Annotated in this window: 17 protein-coding genes; 6 read left to right on the forward strand and 11 right to left on the reverse strand. The window is 41.4% G+C overall.

Going from position 1 to position 20,002, the window contains the following annotated elements:
* Positions 1-65 precede the first annotated feature (65 nt).
* The 4 genes from FIV01_RS08755 to FIV01_RS08770 form a co-directional block, all read right to left on the reverse strand.
* Positions 66-941, reverse strand: a complete 876-nt coding sequence (locus FIV01_RS08755; protein ID WP_152430663.1) for an EamA family transporter — start codon at positions 939-941, stop codon at positions 66-68.
* 492 nt (positions 942-1,433) lie between these two features.
* A complete protein-coding gene (locus FIV01_RS08760; protein ID WP_152430664.1) occupies positions 1,434-1,934 on the reverse strand; it encodes an outer membrane beta-barrel protein in 501 nt (166 codons plus the stop codon).
* A 130-nt stretch (positions 1,935-2,064) separates the two neighbouring features.
* The gene (gene hrpA, locus FIV01_RS08765) at positions 2,065-5,994 is read right to left on the reverse strand and encodes an ATP-dependent RNA helicase HrpA (RefSeq protein WP_152430665.1); all 3,930 of its coding nucleotides are present in this window, start codon (positions 5,992-5,994) and stop codon (positions 2,065-2,067) included.
* Between the two features lie 122 nt (positions 5,995-6,116).
* Positions 6,117-7,391, reverse strand: a complete 1,275-nt coding sequence (locus tag FIV01_RS08770) for a MipA/OmpV family protein (RefSeq protein ID WP_246210452.1) — start codon at positions 7,389-7,391, stop codon at positions 6,117-6,119.
* 160 nt (positions 7,392-7,551) lie between these two features.
* Between FIV01_RS08770 and FIV01_RS08775 the strand changes: the two genes are divergently transcribed.
* The 3 genes from FIV01_RS08775 to FIV01_RS08785 are packed head-to-tail and all read left to right on the forward strand — an operon-like array spanning position 7,552 to position 10,373.
* Positions 7,552-7,920 carry a VC1380 family protein gene (locus FIV01_RS08775; protein WP_152430667.1) on the forward strand — a complete coding sequence of 123 codons (369 nt, stop codon included), beginning with the start codon at positions 7,552-7,554 and terminating at the stop codon, positions 7,918-7,920.
* The gene (locus FIV01_RS08780) at positions 7,920-9,863 is read left to right on the forward strand and encodes an alkaline phosphatase D family protein (protein ID WP_152430668.1); all 1,944 of its coding nucleotides are present in this window, start codon (positions 7,920-7,922) and stop codon (positions 9,861-9,863) included. The genes FIV01_RS08775 and FIV01_RS08780 overlap by 1 nt, the downstream gene beginning before the upstream one ends.
* Positions 9,864-9,905: 42 nt before the next feature.
* Positions 9,906-10,373, forward strand: a complete 468-nt coding sequence (locus FIV01_RS08785) for a tellurite resistance TerB family protein (protein WP_152430669.1) — start codon at positions 9,906-9,908, stop codon at positions 10,371-10,373.
* A gap of 54 nt (positions 10,374-10,427) precedes the next feature.
* Here FIV01_RS08785 and FIV01_RS08790 read toward each other — a convergent pair whose 3' ends face one another.
* The gene (locus FIV01_RS08790) at positions 10,428-11,294 is read right to left on the reverse strand and encodes an N-acetylmuramoyl-L-alanine amidase (RefSeq protein WP_172971827.1); all 867 of its coding nucleotides are present in this window, start codon (positions 11,292-11,294) and stop codon (positions 10,428-10,430) included.
* A gap of 258 nt (positions 11,295-11,552) precedes the next feature.
* On the opposite strand from FIV01_RS08790, the gene FIV01_RS08795 reads away from it, so the two are divergent.
* Both FIV01_RS08795 and FIV01_RS08800 read left to right on the forward strand, forming a co-directional pair.
* Entirely contained in the window at positions 11,553-12,662 is a 1,110-nt protein-coding gene (locus FIV01_RS08795; RefSeq protein WP_152430671.1) for an FAD-dependent monooxygenase, read from the forward strand.
* A gap of 114 nt (positions 12,663-12,776) precedes the next feature.
* Positions 12,777-13,124, forward strand: a complete 348-nt coding sequence (locus tag FIV01_RS08800; protein ID WP_152430672.1) for a HopJ type III effector protein — start codon at positions 12,777-12,779, stop codon at positions 13,122-13,124.
* Positions 13,125-13,353: 229 nt separating this feature from the next.
* Here the strand turns inward: FIV01_RS08800 and FIV01_RS08805 are convergent, their stop codons facing one another.
* The 4 genes from FIV01_RS08805 to FIV01_RS08820 all read right to left on the reverse strand — a co-directional run bounded on the left by FIV01_RS08805 (position 13,354) and on the right by FIV01_RS08820 (position 16,245).
* On the reverse strand, positions 13,354-14,655 hold the full coding sequence (locus tag FIV01_RS08805) for a protein kinase family protein (RefSeq protein WP_152430673.1): 1,302 nt from the start codon (positions 14,653-14,655) through the stop codon (positions 13,354-13,356).
* A 212-nt stretch (positions 14,656-14,867) separates the two neighbouring features.
* Complete coding sequence (locus tag FIV01_RS08810) at positions 14,868-15,404, reverse strand: nucleotidyltransferase family protein (RefSeq protein WP_152430674.1); 537 nt, start codon at positions 15,402-15,404, stop codon at positions 14,868-14,870.
* A gap of 82 nt (positions 15,405-15,486) precedes the next feature.
* Entirely contained in the window at positions 15,487-15,870 is a 384-nt protein-coding gene (locus tag FIV01_RS08815; RefSeq protein WP_415846742.1) for a YciI family protein, read from the reverse strand.
* Positions 15,871-15,957: 87 nt separating this feature from the next.
* The gene (locus FIV01_RS08820) at positions 15,958-16,245 is read right to left on the reverse strand and encodes a hypothetical protein (protein WP_152431697.1); all 288 of its coding nucleotides are present in this window, start codon (positions 16,243-16,245) and stop codon (positions 15,958-15,960) included.
* Between the two features lie 874 nt (positions 16,246-17,119).
* On the opposite strand from FIV01_RS08820, the gene FIV01_RS08825 reads away from it, so the two are divergent.
* Positions 17,120-17,719, forward strand: a complete 600-nt coding sequence (locus tag FIV01_RS08825; RefSeq protein WP_152430675.1) for a thiol:disulfide interchange protein DsbA/DsbL — start codon at positions 17,120-17,122, stop codon at positions 17,717-17,719.
* A gap of 55 nt (positions 17,720-17,774) precedes the next feature.
* Here FIV01_RS08825 and FIV01_RS08830 read toward each other — a convergent pair whose 3' ends face one another.
* Complete coding sequence (locus FIV01_RS08830) at positions 17,775-18,737, reverse strand: LysR family transcriptional regulator (protein WP_152430676.1); 963 nt, start codon at positions 18,735-18,737, stop codon at positions 17,775-17,777.
* Positions 18,738-18,824: 87 nt separating this feature from the next.
* Entirely contained in the window at positions 18,825-19,880 is a 1,056-nt protein-coding gene (locus tag FIV01_RS08835) for a lipase family protein (protein WP_152430677.1), read from the reverse strand.
* Positions 19,881-20,002 lie beyond the last annotated feature (122 nt).

Genomic DNA, 20,002 nt, shown 5'->3' on the forward strand with positions numbered 1-20,002 from the left:
TACATTAACAATGCTATTAAAAATTAATGAGCACTTTTTAACATGCTTTATATATTAAAAATCAATTATTTTCTCTTTATCCAATTAAAAATTTTGTTATATAGAACACAAATAACTAAGCCAGACATAATAAGCAAAGTTCCTATTAATTCCATATTAGTTAATCTTTCTTGCAATACAAAACTTGAAGTGATGATACCAACGACAGGGATCAACAAAGCAAAAGGAGTAACGGATACTGCTGTATAATTTCTTAATAGCCATCCCCAAATAGCAAAAGCAACTAATGTAGAGGCATAGCTAACATATATTAATGCGCTCCATGCTTTAGCGCTAGCAGACAAAACCAATTCAATAGGTGTGCTTGTTTCTGTATAGTATGAAAGAACCAATAAGGGTAAAGGTGGTATTAAGCATACCCATACCATAAAATTCAATAAATTAATGTCTTTTGTTTTTTTCATAATAACATTCGATATAGCCCAAAAAAATGCGGCCATCAGAATTAAAACTAATCCAAGCATTGTAATATTCGTACCAGCTTCAATAAAAAACAAGCTAAAACCTAAGCTTGATAGTACAATCCCTATAATTTGACCTTGATTTATTTTTTCTTTAAATATGAAAATACTTAAACCTATAGTAAAAAACACTTGAGCTTGTAAGATTAATGAAGATAGACCAGCTGACGCATCAGATTTCATAGCAAAAAATAAAAAACCAAACTTTAAAACTCCAAGAAATAAACCTACACCAAGTACATTCCATATTGATGTCTTAGGAAATGGGATAAAAAATACTGCTGGAATTGCTACAACAGTAAAACGCAATGCAGAGAATAGCAAAGGTGGTAGCTCTTCCAATCCAATTTTTATAATAGAAAAATTAACACCCCATATAATAACGACTAATAAAGAAAGACAAATACCATTTAACTTCATAATTAATTTCCTTTTTGAAATTAATTATACTATTACAGATAAAGTAAAATATCAAATTGTAAAAATTCATTACATGTTTTTATAGACACTTGTTCCTTAGGAAGGAATATATAAGTTTCTCAGAGCATAGCCAGTAATAATCTCGTAGTCTGTAGACTACCGAGCCTAATCAAATGGTAGGCAAGAAATTTCGATTTTGGGCTGCTTTCGCTTGAATTTTTCTAGTCTAACTCTAATTCCATACCATAACCAATGACAATAACTTAACGGTCTCGCATAAGTAATTTAGATCAGTCCCACTAGATTGCTTCTGTCAAAAGCTTATTAGATGATGTGAATTATTGTGTAATCACAAAGCGATTTAGACTTGATAGTAACAACAAGTATGTATCCTTAATGTTAGTTGTCATTCATTGGAATCACTCTATCAATTATCATTAATAATAAAAAAGCTTGGCCAGAAACTGCCAAGCTTTTATCTATGCGTCGATATTACAAAAAGTGGATAGTCGCATTCAAAGAGAAATTAGTAATATCGTCTTCTTTCATGCCAAATACATTGTAACTGGCACCAAAAGAAATCGGTACAGGTCCGGGGGCAAAGTATTCGGCACCGACACCATAGGTCACATCGACCTCATCTTCATCAAAGCCACCATCGGCTTTCAGGTTGTAGGAATGCACACCCGCCTTTCCATACACATGGAGAGGACCGAAATCAATGCTTGGCTTTACAGCAAAATAAATGGCGCTACCTGTTAGGTTAGTTTTAATGCCATTGTAGTCAACACGATCGAACTTACCGAGATCTTGATAACCCGCTTCAAGGCCGATAAAAGGCAAAAGGCCCGTCCCGACATGAACGTTATAAGAAGTCGTCGACTCTCCGTTTAAGTCTGTTTGTCCAACGCTAGCCCCGCCGTAAATCAACGAGTCTGCCGATACCGCTGCTGAAGCACTTAGCAATGCCAGCGCTAATAGTGATTTTTTCATAGTTAGCCTTCTCTATTATCCTTGACAGAAACTGCTGCGGCAATCCTCTGCCTTCCCAGTCAAAAACTTTACTCTGTATTACAACTAAGCAATTTACATACCTAAAATAGCTAGTGAGCACTTATTCTCGCTAGCACTCACTGATCGCATTCTTGACTCTTTTATCCGATACCGGATATGGCGTCCCTAACTGCTGAGCAAAATAGCTCACGCGAAGCTCTTCAATCATCCAGCGAATTTGCTTCACCTTGTCAGGCACCATTACCCCTTTGGGAACCTTATTTAATAGTTCCTTGTATTCATCTGCAACAGACTCAATCTTAAGCATATGTAAGCGATCTTTGTTTGGATCGATTGGCAATTTCTCCATACGCTTCTCGATCGCCTGCATGTAGCGAAGAATATCGGGTAACCGCTTCCAGCCGCATTCTGTCGCAAAGCCTTTGAATATAAGCCCTTCTATTTGCGCTTTTATATCAGATAAGGCGAATGCCATGGAGAAATCAATTTTCCCTTTCAACTTTTTGTTAATATTGAAGGCAGTCGTCAAAATTACTTCCACTTGTTTAGCAATCTCAACAACGGTATCGCCAAGTTCAGCTCGTACATGCTCTTTGAGTTTTTCAAACTCCTCAGACTGCCAAACCAGGCCACCTTGCTCTTCAATTAACTTATCAACACCACAAGCGATACAATCATCAATCAAATCCAAAACTTTTCCATAAGGATTGAAATAAAGCCCCAACTTGGATTTGTTTGGCAAGTTGCTGTGCAGATATTTAATCGGTGACGGTACGTTGAGTAAAATAAGTTTGCGCTGCCCAGCTTGCATCGCTAAATGTTGCTCATCAGCGGTTTCAAACAACTTAATTTCAACGCTGTCTTTTGCATCAACAATCGCAGGATAGGCTTTAACGTCATAGCCACCGCGCTTTTGTTGATAGACTTTAGGCAGTTCTCCAAAGCTCCAAGTCTTTAGATCTCTCTGCTCAATATCATCATCAGCCACTTTTGACAGTGTTTCCTGCACCTTGTCTTTCAGGCTCTCCTTCAGAAGGTAAAGATCGCGATTTTCCTTGAGCTTACGATTTCTATGATCAACGGCTCGAAATGTCACTTTAAGATGATCGGGAACCTGTTCAAGGTTCCAGTCTTCTCGCAACACTTCAACACCTGTCATGCGGCGTAACTCTTTTTCTAGCGAGTCCAAAAGCGGGCTTTCCATCGCAGTGGCTCGTGCGAGAAACGCATCGGCATAGTTTGGCGCTGGAACAAAGTTCTTACGTAAGGTTTTGGGTAACGCCTTAATAAGGCTTACCACCAATTCATGTCTTAAGCTCGGAATTTGCCAATCAAAACCAGCAGGTTCAACTTGGTTAAGAACAGGCAGAGGTAGATGAACAGTGACACCATCATTATCCTCGCCCGGTTCAAATTGATAGCTGAGCTTAAGTTTTAACCCATTCTGATACCAAAAATTAGGGTAATCCAATTCCGTTACATGGCTGGCATCTCCCTTGAGCAACATTTCTTTTTCAAAATTCAGCAGCTCACTGTTGGTCTGCGACGCCTTCTTCCACCAAGAATCAAAGTGCTTTCCAGAAACGACCTCTGTCCCGATACGCTGATCATAAAAATCAAACAACTCATCATCATCAACCAATATATCGCGCCGACGAGATTTATGCTCCAGCTGCTCCACTTCCTGCAATAATTTGCGATTAGTCTTAAAGAAAGCGTGTTTGGTTTCCCATTCACCCTCAACCAAGGCACTTCGAATAAACAGCTCTCGGCTAACGCTTGGGTCAATGCTGCCGTAATTGACTAACCGCTTGGGCACAATTGGCACACCGTAAAGCATGACTTTTTCATGTGCCATGACCGCAGCTCGTTTCTTCGACCAATGAGGCTCGCTGTAACTTCTTTTAATTAAGTGTTTAGCCAGCGGCTCAATCCATTCTGGTTGCACTTTAGCAATGATACGGCCCCATAATTTAGAGGTTTCGACCAATTCCGCCGACACTATCCATTTAGGCTGTTTTTTAAATAAACCCGAAGCAGGAAAGATATGAAAACGCGCATTACGTGCACCTTGATATTCGTTCTTCTCCTGATCTTTGACACCAATATGGGATAAAAGCCCGACAAGAATCGCACTGTGAACACTTTGATAACTGCTCGGCTCTTCATTGAGCTTGTATTCCATCTCTCGCATTGACTGATGGATTTGAAAGTAAACGTCCTGCCATTCTCTAACTCTGAGGTAGTTCAGGAAATCTTGCTTACACTGCTTGCGAAACTGATTTCCCGACAGCGATTTTTGCTGCTTTTGTACGTAATCCCAAAGATTGACAAAGGTTAGAAAGTCAGACTCTTCGTGGAAGAAGCGTTTGTGTTTATCATCCGACGATTGCTGTTTATCGCTTGGCCTTTCTCTTGGATCCTGAATGGATAGCGCCGCCGCAATAATCATCACTTCTTTCAGGGCGCCATATTTTGGTGCTTCAAGTACCATCCGAGCCAAACGAGGATCAATGGGTATCCGCGCAAGTTGCTTACCGATTGGGGTAAGGCGTTTTTTGCTGTCCTTGGCACTTTCATTAATAGCGCCAAGCTCTTCCAGCAATCGCACACCGTCTTGGATATTGCGTTTATCTGGAGCCTCAACAAACGGAAAGGCTTGAATATCGCCAAGGCCCAGTGCTGTCATCTGCAAAATAACCGACGCTAGGTTGGTTCGCAGTATTTCAGGATCAGTAAACTCAGGACGAGATTCAAAGTCTTGTTCAGAGTAGAGGCGGATGCATATCCCCTCTTCAACACGACCACACCGACCTTTACGCTGATTGGCGCTCGCCTGAGAGATAGGCTCGATGGGAAGTCTTTGCACCTTGGTTCGATAGCTATAACGACTGATTCGAGCCGTTCCGGGATCAATAACATATTTGATACCCGGAACCGTTAAAGAGGTTTCGGCCACGTTGGTGGCTAATACAATTCGGCGCCCTGCATGAGGCTGAAAAATCTTATTCTGTTCACCTGCTGAAAGGCGAGCATAGAGGGGAACAATTTCCGTACTCTTTAAATTACGTTTACTCAGAGCATCAGCAGTATCACGGATCTCACGTTCCCCATTCATGAAGATGAGAATATCGCCAAGCCCTTCATCGCATAATTCATCTACCGCCTCGAAGATGCCTTCTAGCTGGTCACGATCAACATCATCGTCTCCACTAAGGGGACGGTATCGAGTTTCGACAGGATAAGTTCGGCCCGACACTTCAATAATCGGTGCATCATCGAAGTGTTTTGAAAAACGCTGCGGATCAATCGTTGCCGATGTGATGATGACTTTTAAGTCAGGGCGACGAGGCAACAACTCTTTGAGATAACCAAGAATAAAGTCGATATTGAGGCTTCGTTCGTGCGCTTCGTCAATAATGATAGTGTCATACTGATTTAAAAAACGGTCATGCTGAATTTCGGCAAGCAAAATACCGTCTGTCATCAGTTTGATTTGAGTTTGGTCAGAGATTTGATCGTTAAATCGAACTTTATAGCCGACAAAATCCCCCAACTTAGTGCCCATTTCCTCAGCAATTCTGCTTGCCACAGACCTTGCTGCCAGACGTCTAGGTTGGGTGTGACCAATCAAGCCATATTGACCTCGCCCAAGTTCAGCGCAAATTTTAGGCAACTGAGTGGTTTTACCTGAGCCGGTTTCCCCAGCAACAATCACCACTTGATTGTCTTGTATTGCCTGAGCAATGTCGTCCCGTTTCTGGCTAACCGGTAATATCTCTGGATAGTCGATGTTAGGTTGGAAGCTCGCTCTTTGCTCTGCTTCCATTATTGACTTGGCAATATCCAATGCAATTTCATCAAACACAGCATGACGTGACTGCTCTTTTTTTATTTTACTCGCACCAGAGATACGCTTACTAAGGCGAAACCTATCTCTTAGCATGCATTGATTCAAAGCGCTGCGCAAAGAAGATGGTGTATTGGCTTGTACTGTGTGCTCTTCGGTAGGGCGTGTTTTGGGCTGTGACGATGTCAAAGCGTTACCTATTCTTTTTACTCCATAAAACTGCGCACATTGTATCACAACAGACAATAAAAATACCCCAAACCAATGGGATTAACGAGACAATAAGAGTGGCTTACCTATGACGTTCGGGATCAGAACTCAAATTGAAAATAAATTGTGTTGTAGTTACTGCCACCCTTGATTCGGCCATACTGGGACGCTTGCTCAAATATTGCGCTTCTGTGATGAAGTGAATACCCAAACCACACTTTGTTGAGCTCAGAATAACCAAATAGGTCTCCTAGATTCACATCAAGTGATAAATCCAAGTAATTGAGTAGATTACTGGCGTTGTAGCCTTTTTCATCCATTTCAGCCTGTTCTATGTAAGTGATGCTATCAATAAAAGACATACCTTCAGCAAAACCCAGCCGCCATTTAAAAGGCCATTCAATCGTGTAATAAAATTTAATCGCCGCGATATATTCTGTACTGGCAGATTGCACTTCGGAAGACCAATGATGAGCAATACCCGGAGTGAAATACACATCGATCGGCACGCCAAACAATTGGTCTGTCAGCGGGTGGCCATAAAACAAAGAACTCATTTGGTTGTCATATTGATCAGATTGAGTGTCTAGTGTGAGTATTTCACCTATGTTAGACGGCGTAGCCCAGCCATGAGCAAGGCGTATGTACTTAGAGTTGTTATGTGGTGCTGTCGAGTCATGAGACTGATTATTAAATATACCAAAGCCAACAAACACCTCACCCTGATATCTGTCATCAACCGTTGAAGAGTCGTAAGCGTTGCTATCAAGACGACGAACACTAGTTGAGCCCAATAAATAGAGGTTTGAGTACAAGTGATAACGGGCATCAACCCCTATTCTAAAATCGACACCTGCGCCAAGTTTTTCGTCCTCTGAGGCCGAAAACGTATAATACTGAGTATTAAAGTCAGCATCTTTATACCTGATCTCGGCAAAGGGATTCACCTGCCAATCTTGGTACTCATACTCGCCTTTAAGGGCAAAATTGGCGTGAAACCGAAACTCATCGTCTGTCATTAACTCGGTGTTGACTCGCCACGTATCGTTAAAGGCATACCCCAACTGGGCGCCAAAATCGACCGCATCTCCACCGTTGGCATTTTGGGCAGAAGCAGGAATATCAACAAACCTTAGACGCATCAGCGCGTTAAACTCTAGAGCCTCATCTTCTGATTGCCACAGGTAAACACCACCTTGTAATCCATCAATAAATACCTGCTGATTATCAAAGTACATCATTGGAACAAAGGAGCCGACAGCTTGATCATTATCAGGCGTCACAAAAGGAATCGATGCTGAGCGATAAACCGCAGCAATGCCCCAAGTTTGATCTTGTGCAAAAGAAAAGCTGGTAGGAGTTGTTATTAAAATCATCAGCGCTGAATATGTCTGTATGCTGTTCATTTTTATGCCTTAAAATTACAGAGCAGACGAAATTGTACAAAGCTGATAAAACTAAATACGTTTTTACTTATCGCTTAATGCAATTCACCATTACTATAAGAGTATACCTTTACCGAAAATTGAAAAAATCGTGAAAGCTTCAGACTTAAAGAAAATTATCGACTCACTCGATGAGACTCAAGACCCAGAGCTGGTAACTGGCGATATATGGCTGCCAGAACGTTTGGTTAGCACTCAGCTTGACCAAGAAATGTTATTCCTTGAATTCGACAATGCGCCAGAAGAAATGCAAGGCGATGAGGAAGGACGCGGCTTTGTTGAGCATGAGATTGATATGATTCGTAAAAGATTTGAGCGCATTATCGATGAAAGTTCCGATACAAAAACTAAAGCAGATGCTATGCTGGCCCTATTTCTCATGGGCCATGAAATGTCGAGCTCTGAAATCATAGAGATCTTAGAAGACCCAGAAGTACCCAAGGACCCAACAGATATTTAATGAAGACAGAACATCAACTCCCTTTTCTATTGGCTGGCCCAATCTTAAGAAAGTCCTCCGCCAAGGATTTGGTTTTTTGGCTGGTGACTAGCCAACCTCTACAAGGACAGTTTTCTCTCAATCATGAACCCGATCGTGGTGTTATTTTTGAACAGTCGCTTGAACAATGTCATCAAGTTAAGGTTGGAGAGCATTGCTATGTCACTCTGGCTCACTTCGAGCACCACTTTCCAACCAATGTAGCGCTAAGTTACGAATTTCATACTCAAAATGGCCCGCTCAGTCAGTTATACCCGCATTTATTGCATGATAATGAGCAGGCACTGACTTTTAAGATTTCCACTAAAGCGGATTACGTTTTACACGGCTCATGTCGTAACCCGGATCATCCTAGTAAAGATGCTCTAGTCGCTATGGATACTAAGCTCGCATCGCAACCTTTGGGCGAGAGAGCCGATATGCTGATGATGAGTGGCGATCAAATATATGCAGACCACGTATCAGGCCCTTTACTTGACGCCATACTTCAGACTATCGAGTTATTAGGATTACCCGACGAAACCTTCCCTGACGGACCACTTAGCTCCGCCAAAGACTTATATTTGCACCCAGATAGCTTTTATGGGCGAGATAGCATACTTCCTCATCACTTTGGCGAAGAGACTTGGATCCGTAAATTCTTACCTAAACGGCATATCCCCATATTCAGTGCGCGTGAAAGTGAAAACCACCTCATCACTTTTGCTGAATACTTTGCCATGTATTTGCTAGTCTGGTCCCCTACTCTGTGGCCATGCATCAATCGAGATCGCCTAAGCGACCAAGCGTTTACCCCCAATGGCAAAACGATTTCTGAACATTATCAGCAGAAATGGCAAGGCGAATACGAGAGACTGGGGAGTTTTATTGAAGCGCTGGCTAAAGTCCAACGGCTTTTTGCTCATATTCCCACCTATATGATTTTCGATGATCATGATGTAACCGATGACTGGAATCTCACCATAGGATGGGAGCAAGCGGCCTACACTAACCCGTTTTCGCATCAGATCATTGGTAATGCCCTGATTGCTTATTGGTTATGTCAAGGTTGGGGGAACGAGCCTGATAACTTCAATCAGGAGTTTTTATCTCTTGCTCTCGGCTATTTCAAGCAGCCGACTGAGCAACACCATAGAGATCTTATCCGCTACTTATACAGTTTTGAGCGCTGGCACTACACAATTGATACCTCACCCAAAGTGGTAGTACTTGATACTCGTACTCGTCGCTGGCGTTCAGAGTCTAAGATGAACAAGCCCTCTGGCTTAATGGACTGGGAGGCCCTTATCGAGTTTCAACAAGAGTTGATGTACCAAGATAAAGTCATTGTGGTCTCTGCCGCCCCTATTTTTGGCGTTAAATTCATAGAAGCTTTACAAAAAAGCATGACCATGATGGGCCAGCCGTTGGTGATTGATGCAGAAAACTGGATGGCGCACAGAGGCAGTGCCAATACCCTGCTGAGTATTTTTACTCACACCAAAACACCGAGCAATTTCGTTATCCTCTCCGGTGATGTGCATTACTCTTTCGCTTATGATGTTAAGCTTCGTTTTCGTCGCTCTAGCCCCAACATTTATCAAATTACTTCGAGTGGTTTCAAGAACCAGTTTCCAGAGCCCTTACTCGGATGTTGTGATCATATAGATAGAGTACTCTACTCACCTAGCTCACCGCTGAACTTCTTTACCAAGCGCAAGCGGCTCAAAGTTAAAAAACGCCAACCAAATATTGGTGGGTCTCGATATCTAGTCAATGCCAGTGCGGTTGGGGAGTTAAAGCTTGATGAACATGGTAAGCCTAAACGCATCTCAATACTGACTGGAGAAGGCAATGAAATCGACTTTCCACCGCTTGATGAAAAGTCATCTTTTTGTCAAAGCACTTGTGCTCGTCGAGAATAATCACTATCTATAGAAATAACACAGAATTTCGAGGCAGATAACATGTTGAATTCCATATCGGCGCTTTTTAAGCAGTTAGTCGAGGGAAATGACCTCAGCAAACATGACAGCGCGGACCCAAATCTAGCCATGGCATGCTTGCTGTGTGAAGTTGCCAATGCTGACCATAAAACGGATGAGGCGGAAACTCAGGCTAAAAATACCTTACTTGCTCGTTTGCTAGATACAAGTAGCGAAGAAGCCTCAGAGCTTATCGCGCGTGCGCAAGCTAAAAGCCGTCAATCCGCATCGCTCTACGAATTTACCTCTCAGCTGAGGGAATTAAGCCAAGCAGCACGTTTTGATCTGATTCAATCAATGTGGGAAGTCGCCAATGCCGATGGTGAAATAGACCCGCTAGAAGACGCCGTCATTCGCAAAACCGCGGAGCTTATTTATGTCGACCACAGCGAATTTATTCGTGCAAAACTGCAAGTCGTAGACAACCAAAAACCCTCACCCAAAACCTAACAAAACTCAGTGAGCCCCAAATGCTGGCTTTGGGGTTCAGTAGACATGTCAAAATCAGTAAGCACTTTCTGGCTCAAGCAACATAAAACCATCCATTTCTGAGCTGATTTCAAGGTAGTGCTCCTGCTCATATTTATTGAGTAGCGCAAGAATCGCCGCCATGCTTTCGGGAGTCACTTCGCCACTGATTAACCAAGGTGTAAAGTGCGTTTGAAATGCTTTAATCACATCGGTTTTGTTCGAATCCGTTACTTGGGGATATCCGTAATACTCGATAGCTCTAAAGAAAATATCAGGATTGAGAGGTTGGGATAAAAGCTTGCTGTATTCTCTCAAGTAATCATCACTGTCATACCATGCCCCATAACCTTTGCTGTACACATACTGCCAAGGAAACTTAGGTCCAGGATCGCTTTTTCTCGTTGGTGCAATGTCCTGATGAGCGACAAGGTTGACAGGCTGAATATCAGGATAAGTCTGATAAATCTTATCCAGCACCTTAATCAGATTTTCTATTAGTTTTGGTGGGTAATCAGGATACAAACACGTCATTGTCTGAGTCGGGGTTCCTGTATTTTCCAAACGATAACAATCCACCTCATAGACTAATTCAATGCCGACTGACGTGTCATTAAGGCCACTTTTTCCGCGCCAAAAACTTTTCCCTGCGTGCCATGCGCGCTGGTTAAGATCCGCAAGCTGATAGATGCTTTCTTCCGTGACCACAAAGTGAGCACTGACATTAGCTTCAGGGCTACTAAAAAGCTTGAGCGTTTTTTCTTCTGTCTCCTGAGTGTAATGAATAACAATCGACTGAACCCTATCATTTTTATTCGGTGTCTCCAAACTAACAAATGATGAGCAAGCAGACACACTCATCAGTCCCGTTAGGCAAGCCGTTCTCATTATTAGTTTACGCATTGATTTTTTTGCCATCATTTCTTTTCGCTCATCGGGGCCAGATTCATTCACCCGCTTATGAATGAATTACAGCCTTTACTTATAGTCGATTCGCCTATCAAACTCTCTAAAAAGTATAAATATCATTAAACAAATCCACACACATTCTCTTAAAGATTAACTTTGCATCAAATAACAGCAAAATACGACTTTTCACTACCCGTCGATAACCCTTCCTGTTACCGTAAAGCTGATATAAGTCACTTTTGGTAATATGAAATGGATAAAAAGTCTCTGAATGTAGCCATCGTGGGTGCGGGCCTTAACGGGCTTGCTTTAGCCCTGTCTCTGCGTATGTTTGGTATTGAGGCAAGCGTTTATGAAAAGTCTGATAAACCGCGCATTGATGGGACTGGTATCATCATGTGGCCGGAAGGTATGCAAGTGCTAGCTGCACTAACCGACGCCGCCAAAGTAAAGCGCATTGGTAATACGGTCGATCTTCTCACTACCGCGACGTTTAATGCTAAAGTACTAAACCAGCTTTCAATGCAACAAGTCAACGGCAAAGTAAATGCAGATGTTGGTCTATTCCACCGCCGCGACCTTTATCAGCTTTTACTCGACACCTATGGCGAAGAGAACATAATCACAGGGCAACATTGTACCGTTGAAGATGACACCATACTTATTAACGGTGAACCATTGGTGGCGGACGTTATTGTCGGTGTTGATGGGGTATTTTCTCAGGTAAGAAAATTTGTTGCTCCTAATGTCACTCTTCGTCAACCCGGCGTGTATTGTTGCCGAGGCATGGTTGATTATCACAGCCCTTCGCTAAGCGATGAGGAATGTTATGTATTTGCTGGAATGCAATCACGCATTGTGACCTACACCTATAATCGTGAAACACAAGGCAAGTACTGGTTTGCAGCCTGCAAAATGGAATCTGGTGAAGCATTAGACAAGCAAAAAATACTCGAACACTTTGCTCACTACTCGCCTTATCTTCTAGACATGATTGCCCAAACACCTGACGAGCAAATTATCCCCTCACCTCTGGTTGATATTGCCCCATTTGAACAATGGTCACGCGAGAATGCCGTACTGCTTGGTGATGCGTGCTGCGCCGTTTTACCCACCATGGGCATCGGCTTTAGTCTTGGTATCGAGAACACCTTTATTCTCGCCCAAAGCTTGGCATCAAACTTTTTTGATATTCCGAGAGCATTCGAACGTTACCAGCATAGAGCTCAGCAACGCTCCCATGATTTGCAAAACATTACTCACCGCCTCAGTGAGTTAACCTACACAGAGGCATTTGATCCAGAAGAAGTTGCAAAGCTTTACAGCCGCTTTACCCAAGTCAACAGTCAGTCACCGTTTTAAATAACTAAAGCGCACTCATACGTCCCCAAACGGTTCTTTCACCGTTTGAGGGCTAACTTTCTTTCTTCCTAGTGATATAGTAGTTAGTCTATTCAACTGTAAGGAAAGAGATCAATGGACAAGTTTCTAAAACGACTGACTAGCACACCCAATGAGGTTATGTTTGAACAGTCAATACAGGTGATCGACGAACACTTTGACTTTCATCCAGTCAGCTTTGTAAACGGAGAAACTCAAAATCAAGCGGGACAAAACAATGGCTCTTGTAAGATCTTTGCCTTCGCACAACTGCAAGGCTTAGATGAATCATCAACCTTGGCTTGTTTCGGCGAGTTCTATCGTGACGATGTGTTAAATAATCCAAATGGCACCGATCACGCTAACATCCGCAATTTTATCCAACACGGCTGGTCTGGCATTCACTTTGATGGTGTTGCATTGATTGCAAAGGAATCCATTTAAGCAAACTCAGTTAAGCCTATGCATTATAACAAAAATCACCAGACGCTTAATTAAAAGCAAGTCTGGTGATTAGTGAATGCTTCGAAGATATATAATGAGCTTCAAGTCTCTATGCCTAACTCGGGCACAGGTTCTTTATCGTTTCTCAATCAGAATGAGTCGCTAACCATTGAAGTCATCTTTGGTTAGCTCGAGCATATCTGGTCATCTTTCGACAACCTTGAAATAATCAGGCCAAATCACTTTTTTCTACTGAAGCCCAATCAATCATGTCAAAAACCGCGACTGGTTTAGTTTGAGTCCCCGGACACTTAAGCAACTGTTCAGCATTATTTTGCCATTTAGGCAAAACATTCTCTTGAATCCATACTCTTGCGCGACCCAAAGATTTCTCCCCCATTCCGAATACTGGCATTGAAGCGTCTTCGTCAGCTCTATTATTCTCATCAAAAAAAGACCCTGTCGTAGCCTCAATTATCGACTTAAGCACCGCATAATTATCATGATTTCGACTCGCATGGTCCTTGTTATCACCAAACTCAATATCGTTCAGCAGATGTTGAGTAATATAGTATGGTGAACATACTATACCTTCATCCCTTGTGTTGTAACCTGGTGCAATAAGGTTCTCAACATCAATATGCCTGACTATTTTATCGTCGAATGTTAGATTCTCAGGTTTAATATCGTGGAAATAAATAGATTTTTCGTGCAAGTTTTTTAGATCACTTAGTAACGTTTTAAATGCAAGAAGCTTTACAGATTTACCTTCATCGATGAGAGAGGCAACTTCCTTTCCCCCATTATGTGCAATCATGGTCGTAGGATTGACGAACTGAGCCTTACATATGGATTCGTAACCTTGCAAAGTACTATTGGCTAACTGGTTGTAACTTCGCTGGTTAAGATTTTCATCTAATCTGTGAATATGAAGTTGAACAAATTGGTCATCTCTTCGTACAAGCTGCTTAAAGCCACCCTTTCCTCCTTTCTGGAAGTTATCTGGTGTTCGACTAAGAAACTGACCTTTCTGATCATAAAAATAGCTTCTGCTTGCTTTTGAATTAGTTAATGTCTTAACACCAAGCTCATTCACCGCCTTGGCTTCTTTTCTTTGCTTATATGCTTTGAATGTCTCTCCAATTAAGTTAGCGGCATGTTTTTCTTGATTGATTCTGTTGGGTGAGCTAGATGCAGTGGCCTCTAATTTAATATTTTTTATCGGCTTTTCTGGCTGACTACTGAATTTACGAATAAGATCTCGAACGCTAGGGGTATCCCTCTGGTTAATAAAAACGTTAGAGCATTTTTTGATAGGTATACTTCTCGTTAGGTCTTCAAATTGAGCCACTCTAGCTGCCACAGATGTCGATGTTATTTTCATACTGAGATCTTGATTAAGTTTTTTGATGACAGCCATTATTCCTATAAAACTATCAATATCACGCGATTTTTCATGAGTTTTACTGCCAATCTCTACCACATAAATAAACGCAAATTGGAATATTTTGTCACTTTTAGAAAAAATCACATTTCGAACCAAGATCTTTCATCCTGTTTAAAACTCCGCCCTGCCGCCCATAATACACACCACATAATCTTTATTTGGATAAATTCTGCTAGCCCAAAAATGACCAGTCTTTGACGAAGGAGAAGAGAACGGTTTAGGGCATATAATTAAGAGCTCAAACAATTAGCGACAAAGATGGGTTATATAAAGTGCTTTGGATACTCAGATAGTTGCTATGAGACAACTCTCAATGATGGCCATCTAGCTAACCAGCCTTTTGAGTTTACTCGACTTTCAAAGGTTTCTCGCGACCTCTTGGGGTTATATGTAATGTAGTAATCAAATAGTGACTCAAAACCAAAAGAGGAAATACATTCGTAACGATCAACCCCCACTTTCCTTACAGCCACAGCGGTTTCTTTTTCAACCCAAAAACTCATAGCATCTAAAGTACTTAAATAGGGCCGATCGCCATTACGTTTATGCATATAGGCTTGATTACGAACCTGCCAATTTACTTCAGGCTGCCACTTTTTCAATTTGGCTTCGTAAGCCAAATAAGCATTTGGATCGGCTTCGTGTTGATCGTAGTAAATGACATCTACATCATTTAAAGGTGTTGGCGACTCAAAACTATGTAACCAATCCCAAACTAAGTTACGTACAAAACCTGCAGCTATATAGCACTGAGGCAAATTCAGTTGAGATACGCTATCTAGCGCGGATACTCTGACTTGGTCTTGCTTAATCAGTTCGATTATTTTGTCCATGTTTACCATATAACGCTTAATTGATATTCGTAACCACGCTTAACTCAAGCACAGAGTGAGCGACCTGCTCTTTTTAGGATAGTTAGCCATATGACTGAACTAAAGACGCAAACTCAGGAGCAAATTTGGTAGGAATAAACTCGATTATTTCATAATCGGCCAGATGATGAACCTTGAACGGATCCTCATCTAAAATTTGCTCTAAATCGCCTCGATTACCTGCTGTGGCAAGGATGACTCCACCAGTGCGGGGCACTTTTCTACCCGAAGCAATAAAGCTACCTTTTTCATAGTGCTTATCTAGGTAGCTAATGTGCTCCTCTAGATATTTATCAATTTGAGACATATCACTGGTGTAGGTTATCGACACAATAAACATCATTGTTCCTTTTTTTGTATTTTCTGGTGACTGAGCTAGCAACAACTCAATGACGGATTTTGCATCGTTTATTGCCGGAGCACGCAATCTGAATCGCTTTAATGAGAGGTTATGCGTGAAATTTTCTTAGATTGTTTGTGGCGTGATATATAATCTTCGCAAAGCTCAGTTCTTTTATTTTAAAAGCGCTGAGCATTCTTCGTAAGAAGGGCTATCTCCTCTTTGAATGCCCCATAACTGCTTTGCAGCATAATAAGAAAAGCTGGTATCTGCAGAAGCTCTCTTCTGTCTCTCACGTTTCTTTTCCACATGAATGGCTTTCATTTCTTGAGCTTGGGCACCAGATATCTTTCTTGAAGTCGCACAGATGCTGGCAAGTCCTTCATAAGCATAGGCATTAACTTCTGACATATTAATGCCTGCTAGCCCATTAGAGGTGTACAACACACTGCAAGTTACCATCAGCACCTTCAGACGCATAAACACCATTTCCACCTCGTAAGCATAATAGTCACAAAGAGCCATTAACTTGACGTTGTTAATGGCTATCAGCGATACGTTATTAGTGCTCAATACACTGCAAACACGCCCATAGTGACCAAAAGATTAATAGATATAAATATAAGTGTAGTTGCTATCTGAAAGAGCGATTAATATTTGGAAGAACAAATCGACTTAGGCGTTGGCAGGATTGAGAAACAGCGTAACAAACAGCGCTGAGAGCTCACCCTGCTTCACCCATCAATCAATAGTGTGTATTAATTTTTGTAAGGTAGTTTAAATCAAACATTAGAAGTATGTTTTATGTTATTGATTAATATAAAAAGATCAATCAGCGATTACAATGGACTCAACTTTATTTTCACCATTTATCATTGAGGCCAAATGCGGTAAGCTAGTTTTTCTGCCATTGGGGATAATTGACTTTGCTGACTCGGTTTTCATCATACATTGTTGCGCTTTTTTGTTTCGCATTTATCAGTATCAGCGTCGCTTTTGCTTCTCAGCCCACTCAAGAAGCTTTGGTCATAGCGCCAGATAGTTCACTAACTCATAAAATAAAATGCTCCGCCAAAAATCAAAACCACAGTAAAGCCAGTACAGCACACCACGGCTGCGCTTCCTTTTGCGCCCTAAAAGCCCCCTATCTCGCTGAGCTCAAATTAACAGATACTCGTCAAAGTTCTCTCGCGTTAATCAGACCAGACAAATCAGAAAAATCGGTGGCCCGTATACAAACCTTGTTTCGACCTCCTATTGCTTAGTTCTTAATCATTTACTCATTTATTACCGACTACAATAGTCGGAGTCATTTGTATTTATTAGGAATTATTTGATGAAAAAGTTATTTGCTTTACTGACAACTGCTCTCATTACGCTTAATGCTCATGCAGCAAAATTTGATGAAGGCACATATTATGAAGTGCTAAAGACAGAAAAATCAGCCACACCAAAAGTGACCGAATTTTTCTCTTTCTACTGCCCACATTGTTACAACTTCGAACCAGTTATCAATCAGGTGAAAACTTCACTTCCCAAAGATGCGCAGTTTGAAAAGGTTCATGTTGCGTTTATGGGTAAAGACATGGCTATTCCTATGGCTAAGTCCTATGCCACTATGGTAACTCTTGGTGTTGAAGACAGTATGGTTCCTGCGATGTTTAAGCAAATTCATCAGCTGCGCAGCGCACCACAAGATGAAAAAGCCCTACGACAAATCTTTATCGACAATGGGGTAGATGCGAAAAAGTTTGATGCCACTTATAACAGCTTTGTAGTCAACTCTATGCAGAAAGGTTTCGATAAACAGTTCGAGAAAAGCACTTTAACTGGTGTGCCAGGTGTTCTGGTCAATGACAAATACATAGTCAAATCAGAAAAAATAAAATCGATGGAAGAATACAGCCAGTTGATTAACTACTTGCTGACTTTATAAGTTGACCTAAAGATAGCCAAGGCTAGTCAACACTCGACTAGCCTTGTTCTTAACCTCATTCTAACAGCAATGATTTGCTGGGCTGCGCACTAAAAAAGTGCCTAAAGCATGATTTAATGACTTCAATTAACGCCAATTTCACTGGCCCCATATGAAATGTTGAATATCCCATGCCAATCGATGCACTATGACTCGTAGCCGTGAAGTCGGTATTAAGCTCCTTTATTTTATTCGGGTATAAGTTATGTGAGAGACAATATTCTGGTAGTATCGTCCACCCCTCATTATCTAGCATATTAACGACAAGATCCATGCGCGCTAATGTATGCATAATAGTTGATGATCTACTATCCTTGTACCCCATATCACCTAAACACTTCAGCAAATAGCATGGTTCCATGATCAAATCAGTGTGAGAAATGCTTGATTTGAGTTGTAGGGCAGAGTTTGGACTGGTATAAAACTTCAACGGTAAATCGCATAAAAACACTCCCCTAAGATTTTTGGGCGGTATGATTTTTTGATTTCTCTTTGTTAGAGCAAGAGCTATATCTGTAGTTTTATTTAAAAGGCTATCGAGTACAATCTCATTATCTTGATTTGTAATACATAACGATGTATTGGGAAATTGTTTGCGAATGCTTTTCATAATTTCTAACACTAAACAATTCGGAACCACGCTGGCTACAGAGAGGGTCAGTTCTGCCTCTTCTTCATTTGATATTGATTGACTGACCACGTTTAACTGTTCTGCCATCCTTAACATCAAGCTTGCTTGGTGCAACAGCCTTTTCCCTCCATCGGTTAGCAATAAAGGGTTACGCGTATTGCGATCGAACAGTTCAATATTGAGTTCTATCTCTAAGTTATTGACATGCTCACTTAAAGTCGTTCTGCCTTTGTTAAGAACCTTTGCCGCTTTAGAAAATGAACCGTGTTGGGCCGTAAAAACAAATGCTTCTAACTGATTGATATTTAGTGGTAGGTCCATAATTATTCGCCCAATGACATATTTCAATTATTATGTCCGTATAATACTAGCACTAGATATCATTACTACATAATGCATATTAAGGTATATGACTATGAGGGGGTAGTATAGGTTTCAATCACCAAGCCAACTTTTTTCTGCGATACACTTGAGCTTTTTACGATATACATTGACTGAATGGTCTTTTATTAATCGATTTGGCGCGATAGTTTTAACCCAAAGCGCCTTAAGGCGGTAGGGAAGCGAAACATGATAAAGCCTTTGAACGCTATCATATTTCTCTGGCTCGCAATGAGACAAATAGCGCATATCACCGACGTGTGTATAACCTACAAGATTAGCCGAGAGCCAATCCTTTAGTTTGGGGCCGATACTTGGTATCCAAGAAAGCAGTGTAGAAACCAAACTCAATACACCACTATTGGGCGGGAACATGGGAACACTATCTGCTGCATTGACAATTCGATAAATTGGAGTCTTCATATGCGAAGCCCACTCATGATCGCCGACTCGAGGAGCGCCAAATGTATAACACGCCGCAATACCATTTTTGAACATCAACCTTTTGGCTGCAATCGTTGCAATAGCGCCACCCAAACTGTGGCCGGTTACTAGCAAAGGTTTATTTTCGTCTTTAAGACTAGACAGTGCTAAAGTAATATCGCTCGCCACTTGTTCATAAGCATGCTTAAACCCGGAATGTACTAGGCCTTGTGTCTCACAGCTTGTCAACTTAGCATTCACATCTGACTTTATATCTCGAACACTCGTGGCTTCCGTTCCTCGAAATGCTAGAGCATAGTATTGCTCAGTTTCGACCAAAATGGCTTGTGTACCTTGCTTATCAAATGTGTCGATTAGCTCTGCATTAAGATAGGCTAAGCTTTGATTGAGTTCCTTAAGCTCTTGTTCATGATCATACGCGAGCCCTTCCACCATAGAAACAAAGGTCTCTAATTGCCCCATTGAGTTATCAACAACGAGTTTCGACAGCTTATTGTCAACGAATTGTTGCACACGATTACCCAATATAAATTCATTAAAACGTTTATAAGCCAGCTCAGATAGACACGACATTAGCCAAGCGGTGCTGTCATTATACGCTTGGTGATAAGTGGGTACTGGTTTCTCAAGGAGTTTTTTTGTTCCTTGCTGATAAAGATCCTTCATTACGCTTTACCTATAAGGGAAATATTGGGTTTGATTTGAATTTTTTGCCATCTAGAAAAGAGGGGAAAGAATATTTGTGCCCGAATTTAGATATGACACTGCCAAATTGGTTACATCAAAGA

The sequence above is a fragment of the Vibrio aquimaris genome (assembly GCF_009363415.1).
In the GTDB taxonomy this organism is placed as follows: Bacteria; Pseudomonadota; Gammaproteobacteria; order Enterobacterales; family Vibrionaceae; genus Vibrio; species Vibrio aquimaris.